The following is a 17,150-nucleotide window of genomic DNA, read 5'->3' on the forward strand; positions in this document are numbered from 1 at the left end:
GATCAGGCGTTTCGGCGGCCCGGAATGAGCAGCGACAGGACGACGGCGACGGCGGCGGTCGCCGCGATGGTGAGGAAGGCGACCGCATAGCCGGTCGACGTGGGCAGCCCGTTGGGCGCGATCGTGCCCGTCACCAGAGCGCTGACCGCCGCCGTGCCGATCGCGCCGCCGATGTTGCGGATGTTGGCGTTCATGCCCGTGGCGGCGCCGGTCGCGGACGGGCTGACCGAGTGGACGATGACGCTGGTCATGGCCGCGTATGCGAGGCCGAGCCCGAGCCCGAAGACCGCGGCCGCGCTGGACACCTGCCACGGCGCGTCGTTGAAGAGGGCGAATCCGGCGGCGCCGGCCGCGAGGAACGCCGACCCGTAGGCGAGTTGCGCGCGGAAGCCCACGACCGTGTGGATGGGTCCGCTGATCATGCCGCCGACGGCCATCGTGACCAGCATCGGGAAGATCAGGAAGCCGGCGACGGTCACGCTGGAGCCGAAGCCGTACCCGGCCGCCTTCGGGGTCTGGATGAACTGGGGCAGGAAGGTGATCACGGAGAACATGGCGGCGCCGAACAGGAGGGCGACCAGGTTGGTCGTCCACACCGGACGGTGGCGCATCATCCGCATGTCGATCACCGGGTTCGACGACCGGGTTTCCACCAACACCCACAGCGTGAACGCGATCGCAGCCACCACGAACAGCCCGAGGGTGGGCGCCGACAGCCAGCCCCAGCGCGCGCCGATGCTCACCGGCAGGAGCAGCGCGACCAGCCAGCCGGCCAGCAGTGCGGCGGCGGGCCAGTTGACGCGGCCCCCGCCGCGGACGGGGGAGGCGGGCACGAACTTCCACGCCAGCGCGGCCACGGCCACGACCAGGACGAGCGGGATGCCGAACAGAGCGCGCCAGCCGAGGGCGGCGGTGATCGGGCCGGCCAGCACGGTGCCGAGGCCGCCGCCGACGGCGATGACGCTGGACATCGCGCCGATCGCCCGCGGTACGCGGTGTGCCGGGTACTCGTCCCGGATGATGCCGAACACGATCGGGAAGATGGCGCCGCCGAGACCCTGGATGATCCGGCCGACGATCAGCACGCCCAGGTTCGGGGCGAGCGCGGAGACGAGGCTGCCCACCGCGATCGCGCCGAGCACGATCAGCAGGGCGCGGTGCTTGCCGATCAGGTCGGCGATGCGGCCGAGGATCGGGGTGGCGACGGAGGCGGAGAGCAGCCAGGCGATCAGCACCCAGGACACGCCCGCCTGGGTGGTGCCGAGGTCGTGGCGGATCACCGGGAGCACCGGGCTGATCAGTGACTGAAGGATGGCGAACGTGCCGGCGCCGAGGCCGAGCAGCACGAAGACCAGCGACGTGGTCGATCGCGCCGGAGCCGCGGCGGGCGGGGTTGCGGTGAGGGTCATCGGAACGCTTCCTGCGATGGATAGACTGATAACCAGACTCCGGTAAAACGGAGCCGCGTTATCGGATTACTGATAACCGTACTCCGCTTCGAGGGGAGCGCCAATGCCGGGCCTCGACCTGTCCGTGGTGGGTGCGCGCCGACCCCACCGGGCGGACGCCGCGCGCAACTTCGACGCGTTGGTGGCGGCGGCGCGGGACGTGTTCACCGAGTACGGCGCGGACGCGCCGCTGGACGAGGTGGTCCGGCGGGCCGGCGTCGGCATCGCCACCCTCTATCGCAACTTCCCCACCAGGGAGCAACTCCTCGAGCAGGTGTACCTGACCGAGGTCGACGAGGTCTGCCGTGCGGCCGAGCCCGCCGCCAGCTTGGCGCCGTGGGAGGGCATTACCACCTGGCTGCGGCGCTTCATCGACTACGTGGCGACCAAGCGCGCGGTCGCGACCGAGCTGGACCGGGGATCGGTCGCCTACCGGGCCGCCACCGAGGCGCTCATCGCGTCCGGTGGGCCGCTGCTCGCGCGGGCGCAGGAGGCCGGCGCCATGCGCACCGACGTCGACATCGACGACGTCATGCGCTTCGTGATGGCGTACACCACCGTGAACTTCGCCTCGGCCGAACAGCGCGACCGCATGCTCGCGGTCGCCTTCGACGGCCTAGCCGCGACGCGGTGACGACCCCGGGCCGCCCGGAGCCGAGCCCCGCAGCACCACGCCGGGATCGCGGCCGAGGTCCAGGAACATCCGCACGTCGTCGAAGCGTTCGGCGCCGATCTCGATGACATTGGGGAGCCGTCCCCACTCCCGGAAGCCGAGCCGCTCGTAGAGCTCGATGGCACCGTGGTTGTTGCCGCGGACGCCGAGCGCCAGGGTCTCGATCCCGGCCTTGCGGGCGTCGTCGATCAGGGCGGCGGTGACGAGCCGGCCGACGCCGCGACCGCGCGCGGCCGGGTGCGTGGCCACCTTCTGCACGTCCGCGGAGTGGGCGAAGATCGGTTTCGGGCCGCGTCGCCACAGGCCGGTGCCGACCACCTCGTCGTCGAGCGTCGCCAGCGCCAGCGCCGCGTCGCCCTCGCCGACCTGAGTCAGCACCTGGTCCAGCCAGGCATCCGTCTCGGTCCGGCTCGGCGGCGCCGCATATCCGATCGCGCCACCGCGGTCGGCCACCGCGAACAGCACGCGGTGCACGCCGGCGCGAAGCTGCTCGTCCGCGACGGTCGGCCAACGGAGTTTGGCGCTTTCCATGATCGAGATCCTAGGTGGCGGGCCGGCCGAGGCCGCGCAACAGGGTGTCGACGACCAGGTCGGCCGCCTGTGGGGGAGTCAGGTCGGGGAAGCGGTACGCGGCGGTGCTGACCAACTGGTCGAGGACCGCACGGGCCCAGGGCACGTCGCCGCGTAGGAGGCCCTCGTCGACCGCGCGGCGTACGAACGCGTCCACGCGGGCGCTCTGCTTCTGGGCGCGGCCCTCGGCGGAGGGGTCGTCGCGCATCATCCGCCGGGTGTCGACCGGCCATTCGCGGCTGACCGGGACGATGCCCTCGACGTAGCGGTGCAGGGCCACGGCCACCGGCGCCTCCGTGAGCCGGGCCTCGTCGAGCACCCGCTCGGCGGAGTCGAGCTTTGCCTCGAACACCGCGCTCAACAGCGCCTCGCGGGTGGCGAAGCGGCGGTGGACGGTCGTGCGGTCGACCCCGGCGGCGCTGGCGATGGCCGCCAGTGAGGTGCTCGGGTCGTCGGCCAGGAGCCGGGCCCCGGCACGCAGGACCCCGGCCAGGTTGCGGGCGGCATCAGCTCTCATCGTGCTGTACATCATACCCCTCGTAGTAGATCAGTCGAGAAACACCACGCTAGCGTCGCACTTACGGTTCGACCATCTACACGGAACGGGAGTTTCGCAATGACACGCACGTGGCTGATCACCGGTGGTTCCCAGGGTCTCGGCCGGGCCCTGACGGCGGCAGCGCTCGCGAAGGGCGACCGGGTCGCGATCACCTCACGGCAGGCCGACGCCCTCGCCGACCTGCGCCAGGCGTACCCGGACCGGCTGTTGACCTTGGTACTGGACCTCACCGACGAGGCTGCCGCCCGGGACGCGGTGGCGGCCGTGGTCGAGCGGTTCGGCTCGCTCGACGTGGTGGTCAACAACGCCGGGTACGCCACCAGCGGCACCGTCGAGGACTTCCCGGCGGACGAGTTCCGCGCGCAGATCGAGACGAACCTCTTCGGCGTCGTCAACGTCAGCCGGGCCGCGCTGCCGGTCATGCGCCGCCAGCGGTCCGGGCACTTCGTGCAGGTCTCGTCCGTCGGCGGACGGGTCGGCGGCACGCCGGGGCTCAGCGCCTACCAGGCCGCGAAGTTCGGCGTCGCCGGCTTCTCCGAGGTCCTCGCCAACGAGGTGGCCCCGCTGGGGATCAAGGTGACGATCGTGGAGCCCGGCGGCATCCGGACCGGCTGGGCGGCCGGCGCGGCGAAGACCTCGGGCCCGACGCGTCCCGAGTACGCGGAGTCGGTGGGGAAGTGGCAGGACATGTTCGCCGCGTACACCGGCAACGAGCCCGGCGACCCCGCCCGGATGGCCACCGCCATCGTCGACCTGGTCGAGGGTCCCGAGCACCCGCGCCGGCTGCTGCTCGGCAACGACGCCCTGGACATCGCCATGGCCGCCGAGGAGGGCCGGCTCGCCGAGGCCCGCAAGTGGGCCGCCGTCAGCCGCAGCACCGACCACCAGAGCGAAGGAGCCAACTCATGATCGTCCGCGACAAGCTCTACATCGGCGGGGAATGGGTCGCGCCTAGCGCGCCGAACCTGCTGGAGATCCGCTCACCACACGACCAGTCGGTGCTGGGAGCCGTGGCCCAGGCGAATGATGCGGACGTGGACGCCGCCGTGGCCGCCGCCCGGGCGGCCTTCGACGACGGCCCGTGGCCGCGCACCGACCCAGCGCAGCGCCAGGCGGTCGTCCGCCGGCTCAACGCGCTGCGCGAGGCCCGGGCCGACGAGATCGCCGCGATCATCTCGGCGGAGAACGGCTCGGCCGGCTGGTTCACCAAGCTCGGCCAGCCGTTCCTGACCCGGCAGGTCAACGCCTATCTGGCCGCCGCCGAGGGGTTCGGCTGGGAGGAGGTGGTCGAGCCGTCGGACCCGTCCGTCGCGTTCGACACCATCGTCCGGCGAGAGCCCATCGGCGTGGTCGCCGCGGTCATCCCGTGGAACTCGCCGTTCTCCGCGGCCACCGCCAAGCTGACGCCCGCGCTGCTGGCCGGCAACACCGTGGTCCTCAAGGTCTCGCCGGAGAACTCGCTGAGCATGACGCTGCTGGCCGACCTCTGGCACGAGGCCGGGCTCCCGGCGGGCGTGCTCAGCATCCTGCCGGCGGACCGGGACACAAGCGAGTACCTGGTCTCGCACCCGCAGGTCGACAAGATCGCCTTCACCGGGTCGACCCGGGCCGGCCGGCGGATCGCGTCGATCGCCGGCGCGCAGCTCAAGCGGGTCAGCCTGGAGCTCGGCGGCAAGTCCGCCGCGATCATCCTGGACGACGCCGACCTTGCCGCCGCGATCAGCGGACTGCGGTTCGGCGCGCTGGCCAACAACGGCGAGGCGTGCATCCTGCAGACCCGGATCCTGGCGCCGCGCGGCCGCTACGACGAGGTGGTCGCCGCACTCAAGGACATGGTGGAGTCGCTGAAGGTGGGCGACCCGGCCGACCCGGACACCTTTGTCGGCCCGATGATCAGGCGGGACCAGCAGGAGCGGGTGCGCGACTACATCCGCACCGGCGTCCAGGAAGGTGCCCGGCTCGTGAGCGGCGGCCCTCAGGTGCCGCCAGGGCTGGAGAGCGGCAACTACGTGACGCCCACGCTCTTCGCCGACGTGCACAACGGCATGCGGATCGCCCGGGAGGAGATCTTCGGTCCGGTGCTGGTCGTGATCCCGTACGACGACGAGGACGACGCGGTCCGGATCGCCAACGACTCCGAGTACGGCCTGTCCGGCGGCATCTGGTCAGCCAGCACCGAGCGCGCGTTGGACGTGGCCCGCCGGTTGCGCACGGGCACCGTCACGTTGAACGGGTCACCGATGAGCTTCGACGGGCCATTCGGGGGCTACAAGGCGAGCGGGATCGGCCGGGAGTACGGCGTGGTGGGGCTGACGGGCTACGTGGAGCACAAGACGGTCACCCGTCGGCGCTGAGCCGGGTCAGCCCACGAGCGTCAGCCGCGAGCCGGTCCCTGGTAGTCCGGGGCGACGTAGACCGGGAGCCGGTCGTCGCCGCCCGAGCGCACGTACCGCCGGGTGTAGTTGACGTGCCTCGGCCGGACACCGTCGAAGGTGGGCACGGCGAAGTGCAGCGGCAACCGGCCGGCGGACTGCCGGGTGGGGGTGACGTCGTGGCGCTGGTCGTGCCAGGGACCGCCAAGGAAGAGCACCATCACGGCCGCGCTCCGGGGTTGCGGGGCGTGAGCACGCTGGCGGCGGTTACGTACGTTTCTTCGCCGGTCGCGGGCGACACCGGATACGTCATGACGACCTGCCAATCTCGGGAGGGGATCCGACCACGGCCCGGGTCGCCGGCGAGGACCAGCGCGTCGCGGCGGGCGGCTGTGAGCAGGAAGGGTAGGACCTGGTCGGCGAGCTGATCATCGTAGAACGCGTCGCCGGCCAACACCACATCGGCCTGGATATCGAGTACGGCCTCGGGTGTCAGGTCGAGGAGGTTGGTGGAGAGGGGAACGACGTGCACGCCGTTCGCCCGGGCGTTGGCCCGGATGGCGGCGGGGGCGTAAGGGTCGATGTCGTTGGCGACGACGACCGCGGCACCCGCCTTGGCCGCCGCGATCGCGACGAGGCCGGACCCGGAACCCAGGTCGAGCACTCGGCGACCGGCCACGATCTCGGGGGCATCGAGAACGTAGCGGGCGACGGCCTGGCCGCCGCCCCACGCTGTAGCCCAGAAAGGTGCCGGGAGGTTGTGGCCCACCTGGGCCTCCAACCGCGCCCAGAGGATCGTCGGATCCTCCGCAAGGAAAAGGCGCACCTCAGGTACGAGCCGCGCCGAGGTGAGTCGGAGACCATCCATGTCAATCCCCGCTCTGATGTTGTCCGGACCGACGCCCGGGATTCTGTCGGTGGCCGTGCCCCCGTGCACGGAAAGTGACCAGGGGCACGGCCGCGACAGGTCTAGATCAGATCGTGCGGATGTTCGCGGCCTGCGGGCCCTTCTGGCCCTGCTCGACGTCGAACTCCACGCGCTGGTTCTCCTCCAGCGACCGGAAGCCGGACGCCGCGATGGCCGAGAAGTGGGCGAACACGTCCGGGCCGCCACCATCGGGGGTGATGAAGCCGAACCCCTTGTCAGCGTTGAACCACTTGACGGTGCCTTGAGTCATTTCTTAAAACCTTTCGGAATGGCGCCCGCACCGTGCGGGGACCGTGATTGCCGAACTCATCCATCCCGACCGGTTGACCCGGCACAACACAAAACGCCCGTGGCTGGAGACCCGGGCGTCTGCAAGGTATGAACGTGAAACCGCAATACCGGAACTTTAGCACGTCCGGGCGGCTTAGTTGACCAGGGTCCGCGAGTTCGTCGGCACCTGGAGGAGGTCCAGGCAGTCGCGCCACAGCGTGTCGAGCTGGGCAGGGTCGTTGAGCAGCTTCGCGAGCAGCACGCGGCCCTCGATCTGGGCCACGATCGAGCGGGCGGCGCCGCGGCTGTCGACCGCCCCGCCGGCCTCGCCGAGGTCCTTCGCCTGGGTGACAACGGCCTCGATCAGGTCGATCTGGGCGTCGAAGATCGCCTGGAGTCGCTCCCGGATCTCCGGGTGCTGGTTGCTGAGCTCGAGGGCGAGGTTGCCGAACATGCAACCGACCACCACGCCGGAGCGCCGCTGCGCGACCCGCTGCACCTCCTCGGTGGCCTCGAACAGCTCGCGCAGCCGCCGCAGCGGGTCGCGGTCGGTGCCGAGCACCGCCTCCCACTGGGCACGCTGGGCCACCCAGTGCTCGTCTATCACTGTCAGCGCGAGCGCCTGCTTGGACTCGAAGAAGTAGTAGAAGCTGCCCTTCGGCACCCCGGCCGCCGCGCAGATCTCCGCCACGCCCAGCGCCGAGTAGCCCCGCTGCTCGATGAGCTGCTTGGCCGCTTCGAGGATCTTGTTTCGCGCGTCACTTGTCCGTCCCACCCTTGGAGAATACATGACCGGTCGTCTAGCGTCTTAGTCGACCAGTCGTCTACCGGCGACATCCAGTCGGATTTGCGAGGTTAAGACAGCTATGAGCACCAACTCAGCACAGAAGGTCGTCGTCATCACCGGTGCGTCCCAGGGCATCGGGGCCGGGCTCGTCGAGGCGTACCGCAAGCTTGGCTACGGCGTCGTGGCCACCTCCCGGTCGATCGCACCGAGCGACGACCCGGACGTCGTGACCGTGCGCGGCGACATCGCCGACAAGGCCACGACCGACGCCGTCGTCACGGCCGCCCTGGACCGGTTCGGCCGGATCGACACCGTGGTGAGCAACGCCGGCGTCTTCATCGCCAAGCCGTACACCGACTACACCGCCGAGGACTACGACCTGGTCTTCGGTGTGAACGTCGCCGGCTTCTTCAACCTCACGCAGCGCGCCATGCCCCACCTGCTCGCCAGCGGTGGTGGTCACATCGTCAGCATCACCACGAGCTTCGTGGACCAGCCGAACTCCAACGTGCCGTCCGTGCTGGCCTCGTTGAGCAAGGGTGGGCTGACCTCCGCGACCAAGTCACTGGCCATCGAGTACGCGAACCGGGGCGTACGGGTGAACGCGGTCGCACCGGGCATCATCAAGACCCCGATGCACTCGCCCGACTACTACCCGACGTTCGACGCGCTGCACCCGGTCGGCCGGATGGGCGAGACGAGCGACATCGTCGAGGCCGTGCTCTTCCTGGAGTCGGCGCCGTTCGTCACGGGCGAGATCCTGCACGTCGACGGTGGTCAGAACGCCGGTCACTGACCAGGGCTCAAGTTGGGGGCGGCGCGTACGCGCCGCCCCCAAGTCTGGGAAAATTGGATCTCCCGTTGGGAAACTGCGCCGGGTGGAGGTAGTTTCGGCGTTAATCGGGGGATGTGATGGTTTTTCATGGCAGGCTGGGGCGACTCCGTGATCCAGACTCCGGATCACCGACTACGCATCTTCATCTCTTCGGCACTCGAGGAACTCGAACCTGAGCGCCTCGCCGTCCGGGACACCATCGCCCGGATGCGCCTGGTGCCGGTGATGTTCGAGCTCGGCGCCCGCCCGGCCGGCGGCTCGGAGATCTACCGCGAGTACATCGACGCGAGCCAGCTCTTCATCGGGATCTACTGGGAGCGGTACGACCACGCCGGCATCGAGAACGAGTACCTGGCGGCCGACCAGCTTCCCAGGTTGATCTACGTCAAGACCCCGGCGCCCGGCCGCGACGCGCGGCTCGCCGCCCTGCTCGACCGGATCCGTGACGACGCCCGGGTCAGCTACCGCCAGTTCCGTGACGCCGACGAGCTGCGCCGGGCCGTGGGCGAGGACATCGCCCTGCTGCTCAGCGAGCGGTTCAACCCGGCCGGCACGGAACCGTCCACCGACGCGCGCGTCCCGCTGCCCCTGCCGGTGGCACCCAACCGGCTGCTCGGCCGCGCAGCCGAGCAGCAGGCCCTGAGCGACCTGCTGACCGACCCTCAGGTGCGGCTGGTGACGCTCACCGGGCCCGGAGGCGTCGGCAAGACCCGGCTGGCGCTGGCCCTCGGGTCGTCACTGCGCGAGAAGTTCCCCGACGGGGTGGCGTTCGCCGACCTCTCCACCGTCGTCGACCCGGACGCGGTCGGCATGACCATCGGCAACGCGCTCGACCTGCGGACCATGCCCAACCAGTCCGCCATCGAGAACGCGGTCGCCTACCTGCGGGACCGCTCGGTGCTGCTCATCGTCGACAACATGGAGCACGTCACCCCCGCCGCGACCGACCTCAGCACCATGCTGGACGCGTGCCCCCGGGTCACGATCCTGGTGACGAGCCGGGTCCCGCTGCGGCTGACCGGCGAGCACGTCTTCGACGTACCCCCGTTGCGCATCCCCGAAGCGACCGACGACCCGACCGTGGCGGTCGACCGCGACGGTGCCGCCCAGTTGTTCGTCGAGCGTGCCCGGGCGGTCAACGCCGGCTTCCGGTACGACGCCGACGGGGCCGCCGCGATCGTCGAGATCGTCCGCCGCCTCGACGGGCTCCCGTTGGCCATAGAGCTCGCCGCCGCCAAGGTCCGGGTGCTGCCCCCGCGGGCCCTGGTCGACCGGCTCACCCGCCAACTCGGCACGCTGACCGGCGGCGCCCGCGACCTGCCCGCGCGCCAGCGCACCCTGCGGGACACGATCGACTGGAGCTACCAGTTGCTGCCGCGGGCCGAGCAGGAGATGTTCGCCCGGTTCGGCGTCTTCTCCGGCGGCTTCGACCTGGACGCGGCCCGCGCGGTGGCCGAGATGAAGGACCGGTACGCCGGCCTGGAGTCGCTCACCGAGTTGATCGAGAGCAGCCTGGTCACCCAGGACAACCGCGGTCCTGAGCCGCGCCTGTCGATGCTCGGGGTCGTCCGCGAGTTCGCGCTGGACAAGCTCCGCTCGGACTTCGACTGGGAGGACACCCAGGAGCGGCACGCCCGCTACTACCTCGCCTTCGCGGAGGCGACCGCGCCGCCGGTCGGGCAGACGTCGACCGACCCCGCCTCGGTCGACCTGTTGGAGCACGAGCACGACAACCTTCGTACCGCCATCAACTGGCTCATCGACAAGGAGCACATGGTCGAGGCGGTGCGGCTCGGCTGGATGCTCTGGCCGCTCTGGTGGCTGCGCGGGCACATCGACGAGGGGGCCAGGACCGTCCGGCGGATGCTCGAGCACGAGGACGCGGCGCCGCGGCGGACGTACGCGCACATGCTGTTCGGCGACGGCGCCATCTCGTTCCTCAGCGGTGACAAGGACCGCGCCCGGGTCCAGCTCGAGCGGGTCCTGCCGATCCTGCGCGAGGTCGGCGACCAGGATGTCAACGCCCGGGCCGCGGGCATGCTGGGGCAGTTGGCGCTGACCCGGGGCGACTACGACGAGGCGCGCGTCCTGCTCGGCGAGACCAAGGAGATCAGCGAGCGGATCGGCGAGCTGTGGATGGCCGCGCTCTACCACACCCGGCTCGGACTGGTGCCGTTCAACGAGGGCGACTACGCGGCGGCGGCGGAGCAGTTCAACGACGGCCTGCGTACGGCCCGCAAGACCGACGACCACCTCGGCGAGGTCGTGGCGCTCTACAGCCTCGCCGTGACGGCGACCGCGGCCGACGACCTGGAGACCGCGGCCCAGCACCTCGCGGTGGGGCTGCGTCTGTCGGCCGCCGCGAGCGACGAGGCGGGCACCGCGCTCTACCTGTCGGCGCTGTCCGACCTCGCGACCCGCAAGGGCGACCTGGCACGGGCGGCGCGGCTGGCGTCCTCCGCCCGCAAGCTGCGCGCTTTCGCGGGCACCGCGTGGATGCAGGCGTACGTGCTGCCCTGGCCACACCTGGGCGCCGACCTCGACGCGATCGACTACGCCGAGGCCCGCGACCAGGGCTACACCGACTCCCTGCAGTCCGCCGTGGCCTACGCCCTGAGCGACATCGAACCCTGACGTCCCTTGTGGACAGCGGGTCACTGCGGGTTATGGGGTGAACAAGCCGATCGGTGCTCGCGACGACGCGAACGCCGGGCGGCTCGGCGTTCGCGTGTCGTGGTGACTCAGCCGTGGGCTGGGATCAGCGTGTCAGCTCCCGGGGGACGTCGCCGAATCAGCGTTGTTGATGCCGCCGCTGCTGTCGCCGAAGGTGCCCCCGACCTGGGCGCAGCCCATCGTGTAGCGGCCGTAGAGTCCCGTGATGAGCGCGGTCTGGTTTCCCCAACCGGCGTGGATCGAGCCGACGGTGGCGCGACTGTCAACGTCGTAGACCCAGCAGTCGATGTCTCCCGAGCCGCCCCACGCGAACATCCGGATAGCGTGGTAGGTGGGATTGGCGCTCAACGTGCCGGTCGTGCAAGTGTTGTCGGCCGGCGTGAGCGTGCACTCCGCGATAGCCGCGGAGGCGGGGGCTTGCGCCACGAAGAAGCTCGCTGCCAGGCCGAGCAGGGTTGCGCTGACGATGGACATGAGGCGTCGTTGCTTCATGTGTTTCCTCTCCCGTTGCGGAGCAGCACCCGCGCGGCCAAACGGCGGTTCGCCTGCGCAGGCACCGGATTGCGCCGCCTGTCGATATTGACCGTACGCCCGCCCGTCCCGCCCCGCATGTCGAAGGCGCGCCATCTTCGGCGCTTAACCGAGCAATGTGGACGGTGTGGTGGACCATGTGGACTGCTGCGAGATAGATCTGGCCCTGGCCGCCGCGCTCTACGGCACCGATGACACCCCGGCCGACCGCGACGCTGAGGTTCGCAAGAAGCTGGAGGCCGAGCGCGGGGATTGTTCAGGCTCTGTTCAGGGCGCGGGCCAGGCGGCGGACCGCTTCGTCCATCAGGTCCGGTGGGGCGGCGGCGTAGGTCAGGCGTAGGTGCGGTGCCGGTGGTTCGGCGGCGAACCACGGGCGGCCAGGGAAGACGACGACGCCCTCCGCCGCGGCCGCTGAGGCCAGCGCGACATCGTCGGTGCCGTCCGGCAGGCGGGTCCACAGGTGCAGGCCGCCGCGGGGGACCGGTGGGTCGGCGAGCTGCGGCAGGTGTCGGTGGAGCGCGGCCAGCAGCGCGTCGCGGCGGGCCCGCAGGGCCGTGCGCAGGAAGCGGCGGTGCCGCGCCCAGGCGGGCGCGCTGACGAACTCGAGGGTGGCCTGCTGGAGCGGGCCGGTGACGAAGAAGTCGTCGAGCAGCCGGGCGGTGCGCAGCCGCTCGCCGGCCGGGCCGCGGGCGCCGATCGCCGCCACCCGCAGGCCCGGCGCGGCCGACTTGGCCAGTGACCGCACGTAGACGACGTGGCCGTCGGGGTCGTCGGCGGCCAGTGGTGGTGGCGCCTCGCCGTCGATGGTGAGGTCACGGGCGTAGTCGTCCTCGATCAGGAAGGCACCCGCGTCGCGGACCGCCGCGGCGACCTGGGCGCGCCGGTGCGTCGCCAGCGTCGCGCCGTGCGGGTTGGCGTGCAGCGGCTGGCAGTAGAACAGGCGCGCGCCGGTGCGGTCGAACGCGGCCGCGAGCTGGTCGGGGCGCACGCCGTCGGCGTCGGCCGGCACCGGCACCACCCGCAGCCCGGCCGCCCGGGCCGTGGCCAGCGTGCCCAGGTAGGTCGGTGACTCGACGAGCACCGTGTCGCCCGGTGCGGCCAGCGCCCGCAGCGCCGTGGACAGGGCGGCCTGGCCGCCGGGGCAGATCACGAAGTCGTCGGGGCGCAGCCCGCCGCCGGCCTCGCGGGCGAACCAGGCGCGCAGGTCCGCGTTGCCCTCGGCCGGTCCGCGCTGCCACGACGCGGGCTGCCGGGCGGCGCGGGCCAGCGCGGCGCCGAGTGCCGCCGCGGGCTGCAGGTCCGGGTCCAGGTAGCCGCCGGAGAGCGGGATCGAGCCGGCGGGCGGCAGCGCCAGCAGCGCCCGCATGGCCTCCTCGCCCGGGCGGCCGGTGCCCAGCGCGACGGTCTGCCAGGACAGGTCGGGTGTGCGGCGGTCGGCCGGCGCGGCCGCCACGAAGGTGCCCCGGCCGGGCCGGGTCTCGACGATGCCCTGCGCCACGAGGTGCCGGATCGCCTCGGCGACGGTGACCGGCGAGGCCTGGTGGCGGGCGGTCAGCTCGCGGACCGCGGGCAGCCGCGTGCCGGGCTCGGCCGCGGCCGCCGCCGCGCGGAGATCTTGGATAACGCGGGCGGCTGCGTTACCGTCATTCATGAGAAGCCAGAGTAACGCTACTGCCGCCGGCACGGTAACGGCCGGGCTGGTGCTCGGCGCGCTGGGCGTGCTGGCCTTCAGCATGTCGCTGCCGGCCACCCGGGTCGCCGTCGAGCGGCTCGACCCGTGGTTCGTGGCGTTCGGCCGGGCCGTCGGCGCGGCGCTGCTCGCGGCGGCCTACCTGTGGTTCACCCGCGCGCCCCGCCCGAGCCGGGCCCAGTGGCGGCGCCTCGCGGTGGTCGCGCTCGGTGTCGTCGCGGGCTTCCCGCTGTTCACCTCGCTGGCGCTGCGCGACGAGACCGCCGCGCACGGCGCCGTGGTGGTCGGGGTGCTTCCGGCCATGACCGCCGTCTTCGCGGTGCTCCGGGCGGGCGAGCGCCCGCCGCGGACGTTCTGGCTCGCCGGCGCCGGTGGCCTGCTGGCGGTGCTGGTCTTCCTCGCGGTCAGCGGGACCGTACACGGTGGACTGTCGCTGGCCGACCTGTTCCTGCTCGCGGCCGTGGTCCTCTGCGGCCTGGGCTACGCCGAGGGCGGCGCGCTGGCCCGCGACCTGGGCGGCGCCCGCACCATCTGCTGGGCGCTGCTGGTCGCCCTGCCGGTCACCGTGCCAGTGACCGTTGTGGCGGCGGTCGCCGCGCCGCCGCGCGCGGACGGTCCCGGCTGGGTCGCGTTCGGCTACCTGACCGTGGTCTCGATGTTCCTGGGCTTCTTCGCCTGGTACGCGGGCCTGGCGCGCGGCGGCATCGCCCGGGTCGGCCAGATCCAACTGGTGCAGCCGGTGCTCACCATGGCCTGGTCGGCGCTGCTGCTCAGCGAGTCGGTCACCGCCGGCGCGATCGCCGCGGCCCTGGCCGTACTGGTCTTCGTGGTGCTCACCCAACGCACCCGCGCCGCCGGCCCCGGACGCCAGGAAGGCGCCCGGGACCCGCTGGTGCGATCAGGCGGCTAGGTGGCTCTGGACGTCGTCCAGGATCTTGTTCGCGGCCGTCACGCCGATGCCGGTCATCCAGGTCTCGGCGGGCACGTCCCAGGACTTGCCGGCCTTGACCGCGCCGAGGTCCTTCCACAGGTTGCCGCCGGTGACCTTGGCCTTCTGGCCTTCGGCGGTCGGGCCCTGTGCCGTCACGAACATGACGTCGCCGTCGAGGTCGGCGATGCGCTCCGGGCTGACCTTGTCGAACCGCTTGTCGTCCTTGTTCGCGAGCAACTGGCGCTCCGGGCGGCCCAGGCCGATGTCGCGCAGGACGATGCCGGAGAAGCCGTCCGGGCCGTACACCCGGATCTCGGCCGGCATGAACCGCACGATCGACACGTTGAGGCTCGCGGCGTTCGGGATCTTCGTGCCCAGTTCCTTGGCCCTGGTCTCGTACGCGGCGAGCAGGTCCTTGGCCTTCTGCTCCTGGCCGAGGGCCTTGCCGTCGAGCAGGAAGTTCTCCTTCCAGGTGATGCCGACCCGGTCGGTGAACACGGTCGGCGCGATCGCCGACAGCTCGTCGTAGAACTTCTCCTGGCGGAACTTGCTGCCGAGGATCAGGTCCGGCTGGAGCGCCGCGACGGCCTCCAGGTCCGGCTCGGAGATCTCGCCGACACCCTTCATCGAGGACAGGTCGCCGAGGTACGCGGGCGGCTTGTCCAGCTCCGGAAGCTCTGTCGCGCCGACCGGGGTGATGCCGAGGCTGACCGCCGTGTCGATCTTGTCCGTGTCCAGCACGACGACCCGCTTAGGGTGCAGCGGGACCGTGGTGGTGCCCATCGCGTGGGTGATCTGCTGGGTGGCGGCGTCGTCACTCGCGCCGGCGACCGGGTCGCTGGAGCACGCGGTGAGGGCCGCCGCGGCCAGCGCCAGGCCGGCGAGCACGGTAGCGGTTCTACGGGTCGACATTGGACGTTCCTAACTCTTCAGATGTGGAGGACGAGCGGTGCGTCGCTCACCGGGCAGGGCACGACCACGGAGTCGAGCCCGAAGACGTCACGGACCAGTTCGACGGTGACCACCTCGCGGGGTGGGCCGGCGGCGACCACCGCGCCGTCGCGCATCGCGACGAGATGGTCGGCGTAGCGGGCGGCCTGGTTGAGGTCGTGCAGGACCGCCACGACGGTGCTGCCGCCGTCGCGCATGCCGCGCAGCAGGTTCAGCACCTCGACCTGGTGCGCCAGGTCGAGGAACGTGGTCGGCTCGTCCAGCAGCAACGTCCCGGTGCGCTGGGCCAGCGCCATGGCGATCCAGACCCGCTGGCGCTGCCCGCCGGAGAGCTGGTCGACCGGTCGGTCGGCGAGCTCCGCCACGCCGGCCTGGTCCATCGCCGCACGCACCGCGGCCGTGTCCTCCGGTGACCACTGCTGCCACCAGCGCTGGTGCGGCTGGCGGCCGCGACCGACCAGATCCGACACCGTCACGCCCTCGGGCACCAGCGGGCTCTGCGGCAGCACACCGAGCCGGCGGGCCACCTCGCGGGTGGGCAGAGTGGTGATGTCGGTGCCGTCCAGAAGCACTGTGCCGTGTCGGGCCGGCAGCAGCCGCGCGAGGGTGCGCAGCAAAGTCGACTTCCCGCAGGCGTTCGGGCCGACGATCACCGTGAACGCGCCGTCGGGAAGCTCCAGGTCGAGACCTTCGAACACGGCCCGGTCGTGGTAGCCGGCGGCGAGGCTCTGAGCGGTCAGCTTCACCGAAGGACCGCCACGTCGTTCGGTCCTCCAGCGGCGAGAGGAGCAACGGACGCGGACGTAGGCGTGTCGAACACCCGTACCTCCCTAGTGACCATAAACTTCAATACGTGTTGGTGACGGAAACGCTGAAACTGGCACCGTCGCAAAGTCAGGCGACAGCACTGGTTGCGACTCTGGAGGCGTGTAACGCTGGCGCGAACCGGGTTGCCGAGGTGGCCTTCATGCATGGGACCGCGAACAAGATCGCCTTGCACAAACTGGTCTATGCACGGCTGCGTGCAGACTTTGGGCTGTCGTCGCAAATGGCCGTGCGTGCCGTCGCAAAGGCGTGCGGGGCGTACAAGCGCGATAAGACCGTCCGCCCGGTGTTCCGTCCGCACGGAGCGATCCAGTACGACCAGCGGATCTTGACGTGGAAGGGCCGCGAAGCAGTATCGATCCTGACTCTCGAAGGCCGCACAATCGTCCCGGTCGTCTACGAAGGGCGTTGGTTCAAGCGGGCTGGGACCGTGGTGCGGGGTCAAGCTGACCTGATCTACCGCGACGGCATGTGGTTTGTCGCCGTGGTCATCGACGTCCCTGAGCCACCAAGAGGCGCCAAACCCGATGACTGGTTGGGCGTCGACCTCGGTGTCGTCAACATCGCCACCGATTCGGACGGCGCTGCCCACAGCGGCAAGGGAGTCAGAAACGTCCGCCGTCGCAATGCCCGGTTGCGGGCGAAGTTGCAGGCGACCGGCACCAAGTCGGCGAAGCGGCTGTTGAGGAAGCGCCGTCGCAAAGAGTCCCGGTTCGTCCGCGACGTCAACCACGTTGTATCGAAGAAACTGGTCGGTGTAGCCAAAGACACCGGACGGGGGATCAAGCTCGAGGACCTGAGTGGAATCCGTCGCCGGATAACGGTTAAGAAGGCTCAGCGCGCCGACCTGCACTCGTGGGCGTTCTACCAGCTCCGGATGTTTGTGGCTTACAAGGCTGCGATCGCCGGGGTTGTGGTCGCCTTCGTAGATCCGCGTAACACGTCGCGGGAATGCTACGAGTGCGGACACATCGACAAACGGAACCGCCCCACCCGGGACGACTTCCGCTGCACCGGCTGTGGGCACGCTGGCCCCGCCGACCACAACGCGGCGCGGAACATCTCGCGCCGGGCTGAAGTCATGCAGCCGAACGCGGCGTGACCCTC

The 17,150-nt window shown here is 70.9% G+C and carries 18 protein-coding genes; 7 read left to right on the top strand and 11 right to left on the bottom strand.

The window, feature by feature from the left end:
- Positions 1–2 precede the first annotated feature (2 nt).
- A complete protein-coding gene (locus BLV39_RS34920) occupies positions 3–1,409 on the bottom strand; it encodes an MFS transporter (protein ID WP_090801765.1) in 1,407 nt (468 codons plus the stop codon).
- Between the two features lie 103 nt (positions 1,410–1,512).
- Here BLV39_RS34920 and BLV39_RS34925 point away from each other — a divergent pair, with 103 nt between their 5' ends.
- Positions 1,513–2,082, top strand: a complete 570-nt coding sequence (locus BLV39_RS34925; RefSeq protein WP_090801768.1) for a TetR/AcrR family transcriptional regulator — start codon at positions 1,513–1,515, stop codon at positions 2,080–2,082.
- Here the strand turns inward: BLV39_RS34925 and BLV39_RS34930 are convergent.
- On the bottom strand, positions 2,065–2,652 hold the full coding sequence (locus BLV39_RS34930) for a GNAT family N-acetyltransferase (protein WP_090801771.1): 588 nt from the start codon (positions 2,650–2,652) through the stop codon (positions 2,065–2,067). The genes BLV39_RS34925 and BLV39_RS34930 overlap by 18 nt on opposite strands.
- A 10-nt stretch (positions 2,653–2,662) precedes the next feature.
- A complete protein-coding gene (locus tag BLV39_RS34935; RefSeq protein ID WP_090802853.1) occupies positions 2,663–3,208 on the bottom strand; it encodes a TetR/AcrR family transcriptional regulator in 546 nt (181 codons plus the stop codon).
- Positions 3,209–3,307: 99 nt separating this feature from the next.
- On the opposite strand from BLV39_RS34935, the gene BLV39_RS34940 reads away from it, so the two are divergent.
- Both BLV39_RS34940 and BLV39_RS34945 read left to right on the top strand, forming a co-directional pair.
- Positions 3,308–4,159, top strand: a complete 852-nt coding sequence (locus BLV39_RS34940; protein WP_090801773.1) for an SDR family NAD(P)-dependent oxidoreductase — start codon at positions 3,308–3,310, stop codon at positions 4,157–4,159.
- Entirely contained in the window at positions 4,156–5,604 is a 1,449-nt protein-coding gene (locus tag BLV39_RS34945) for an aldehyde dehydrogenase (RefSeq protein ID WP_090801776.1), read from the top strand. Before BLV39_RS34940 ends, BLV39_RS34945 begins: the two co-directional genes overlap by 4 nt.
- 20 nt (positions 5,605–5,624) lie before the next feature.
- Here BLV39_RS34945 and BLV39_RS34950 read toward each other — a convergent pair whose 3' ends face one another.
- The 4 genes from BLV39_RS34950 to BLV39_RS34965 form a co-directional block, all read right to left on the bottom strand.
- On the bottom strand, positions 5,625–5,843 hold the full coding sequence (locus BLV39_RS34950; RefSeq protein ID WP_089251828.1) for a hypothetical protein: 219 nt from the start codon (positions 5,841–5,843) through the stop codon (positions 5,625–5,627).
- The gene (locus tag BLV39_RS34955; protein WP_090801779.1) at positions 5,843–6,490 is read right to left on the bottom strand and encodes a class I SAM-dependent methyltransferase; all 648 of its coding nucleotides are present in this window, start codon (positions 6,488–6,490) and stop codon (positions 5,843–5,845) included. Before BLV39_RS34955 ends, BLV39_RS34950 begins: the two co-directional genes overlap by 1 nt.
- A gap of 106 nt (positions 6,491–6,596) precedes the next feature.
- Positions 6,597–6,800, bottom strand: coding sequence for a cold-shock protein (locus BLV39_RS34960; RefSeq protein WP_089251832.1), 204 nt, complete (start codon positions 6,798–6,800; stop codon positions 6,597–6,599).
- A 174-nt stretch (positions 6,801–6,974) separates the two neighbouring features.
- Positions 6,975–7,595, bottom strand: coding sequence for a TetR/AcrR family transcriptional regulator (locus BLV39_RS34965; protein ID WP_090801782.1), 621 nt, complete (start codon positions 7,593–7,595; stop codon positions 6,975–6,977).
- 91 nt (positions 7,596–7,686) lie between these two features.
- Here BLV39_RS34965 and BLV39_RS34970 point away from each other — a divergent pair, with 91 nt between their 5' ends.
- Together BLV39_RS34970 and BLV39_RS34975 are read left to right on the top strand one after the other, a co-directional pair.
- Positions 7,687–8,403 (top strand): SDR family NAD(P)-dependent oxidoreductase, encoded by a 717-nt coding sequence (locus BLV39_RS34970; RefSeq protein ID WP_090801784.1) that lies wholly within the window; start codon positions 7,687–7,689, stop codon positions 8,401–8,403.
- A 126-nt stretch (positions 8,404–8,529) separates the two neighbouring features.
- Positions 8,530–11,076 carry a DUF4062 domain-containing protein gene (locus BLV39_RS34975; RefSeq protein WP_090801786.1) on the top strand — a complete coding sequence of 849 codons (2,547 nt, stop codon included), beginning with the start codon at positions 8,530–8,532 and terminating at the stop codon, positions 11,074–11,076.
- Between the two features lie 132 nt (positions 11,077–11,208).
- On the opposite strand, the gene BLV39_RS34980 is transcribed toward BLV39_RS34975, so the two are convergent.
- A complete protein-coding gene (locus tag BLV39_RS34980; RefSeq protein WP_090801789.1) occupies positions 11,209–11,589 on the bottom strand; it encodes a hypothetical protein in 381 nt (126 codons plus the stop codon).
- Positions 11,590–11,902: 313 nt separating this feature from the next.
- Positions 11,903–13,297: an aminotransferase-like domain-containing protein gene (locus tag BLV39_RS34985; protein WP_090801792.1), complete on the bottom strand. Its 1,395-nt coding sequence runs from the start codon at positions 13,295–13,297 to the stop codon at positions 11,903–11,905.
- Between BLV39_RS34985 and BLV39_RS34990 the strand changes: the two genes are divergently transcribed.
- The gene (locus BLV39_RS34990) at positions 13,296–14,246 is read left to right on the top strand and encodes a DMT family transporter (protein WP_090801794.1); all 951 of its coding nucleotides are present in this window, start codon (positions 13,296–13,298) and stop codon (positions 14,244–14,246) included. The two genes, BLV39_RS34985 and BLV39_RS34990, sit on opposite strands and share 2 nt — an antisense overlap.
- Here BLV39_RS34990 and BLV39_RS34995 read toward each other — a convergent pair.
- Positions 14,235–15,179 carry an ABC transporter substrate-binding protein gene (locus tag BLV39_RS34995; RefSeq protein WP_090801797.1) on the bottom strand — a complete coding sequence of 315 codons (945 nt, stop codon included), beginning with the start codon at positions 15,177–15,179 and terminating at the stop codon, positions 14,235–14,237. The genes BLV39_RS34990 and BLV39_RS34995 overlap by 12 nt on opposite strands.
- A gap of 17 nt (positions 15,180–15,196) precedes the next feature.
- Positions 15,197–15,964: an ABC transporter ATP-binding protein gene (locus BLV39_RS35000; protein WP_090801799.1), complete on the bottom strand. Its 768-nt coding sequence runs from the start codon at positions 15,962–15,964 to the stop codon at positions 15,197–15,199.
- 107 nt (positions 15,965–16,071) lie between these two features.
- On the opposite strand from BLV39_RS35000, the gene BLV39_RS35005 reads away from it, so the two are divergent.
- Positions 16,072–17,145 (top strand): RNA-guided endonuclease InsQ/TnpB family protein, encoded by a 1,074-nt coding sequence (locus BLV39_RS35005; RefSeq protein WP_090801801.1) that lies wholly within the window; start codon positions 16,072–16,074, stop codon positions 17,143–17,145.
- Positions 17,146–17,150 lie beyond the last annotated feature (5 nt).

Source organism: Asanoa ishikariensis (assembly GCF_900107455.1).
In the GTDB taxonomy this organism is placed as follows: Bacteria; Actinomycetota; Actinomycetes; order Mycobacteriales; family Micromonosporaceae; genus Asanoa; species Asanoa ishikariensis.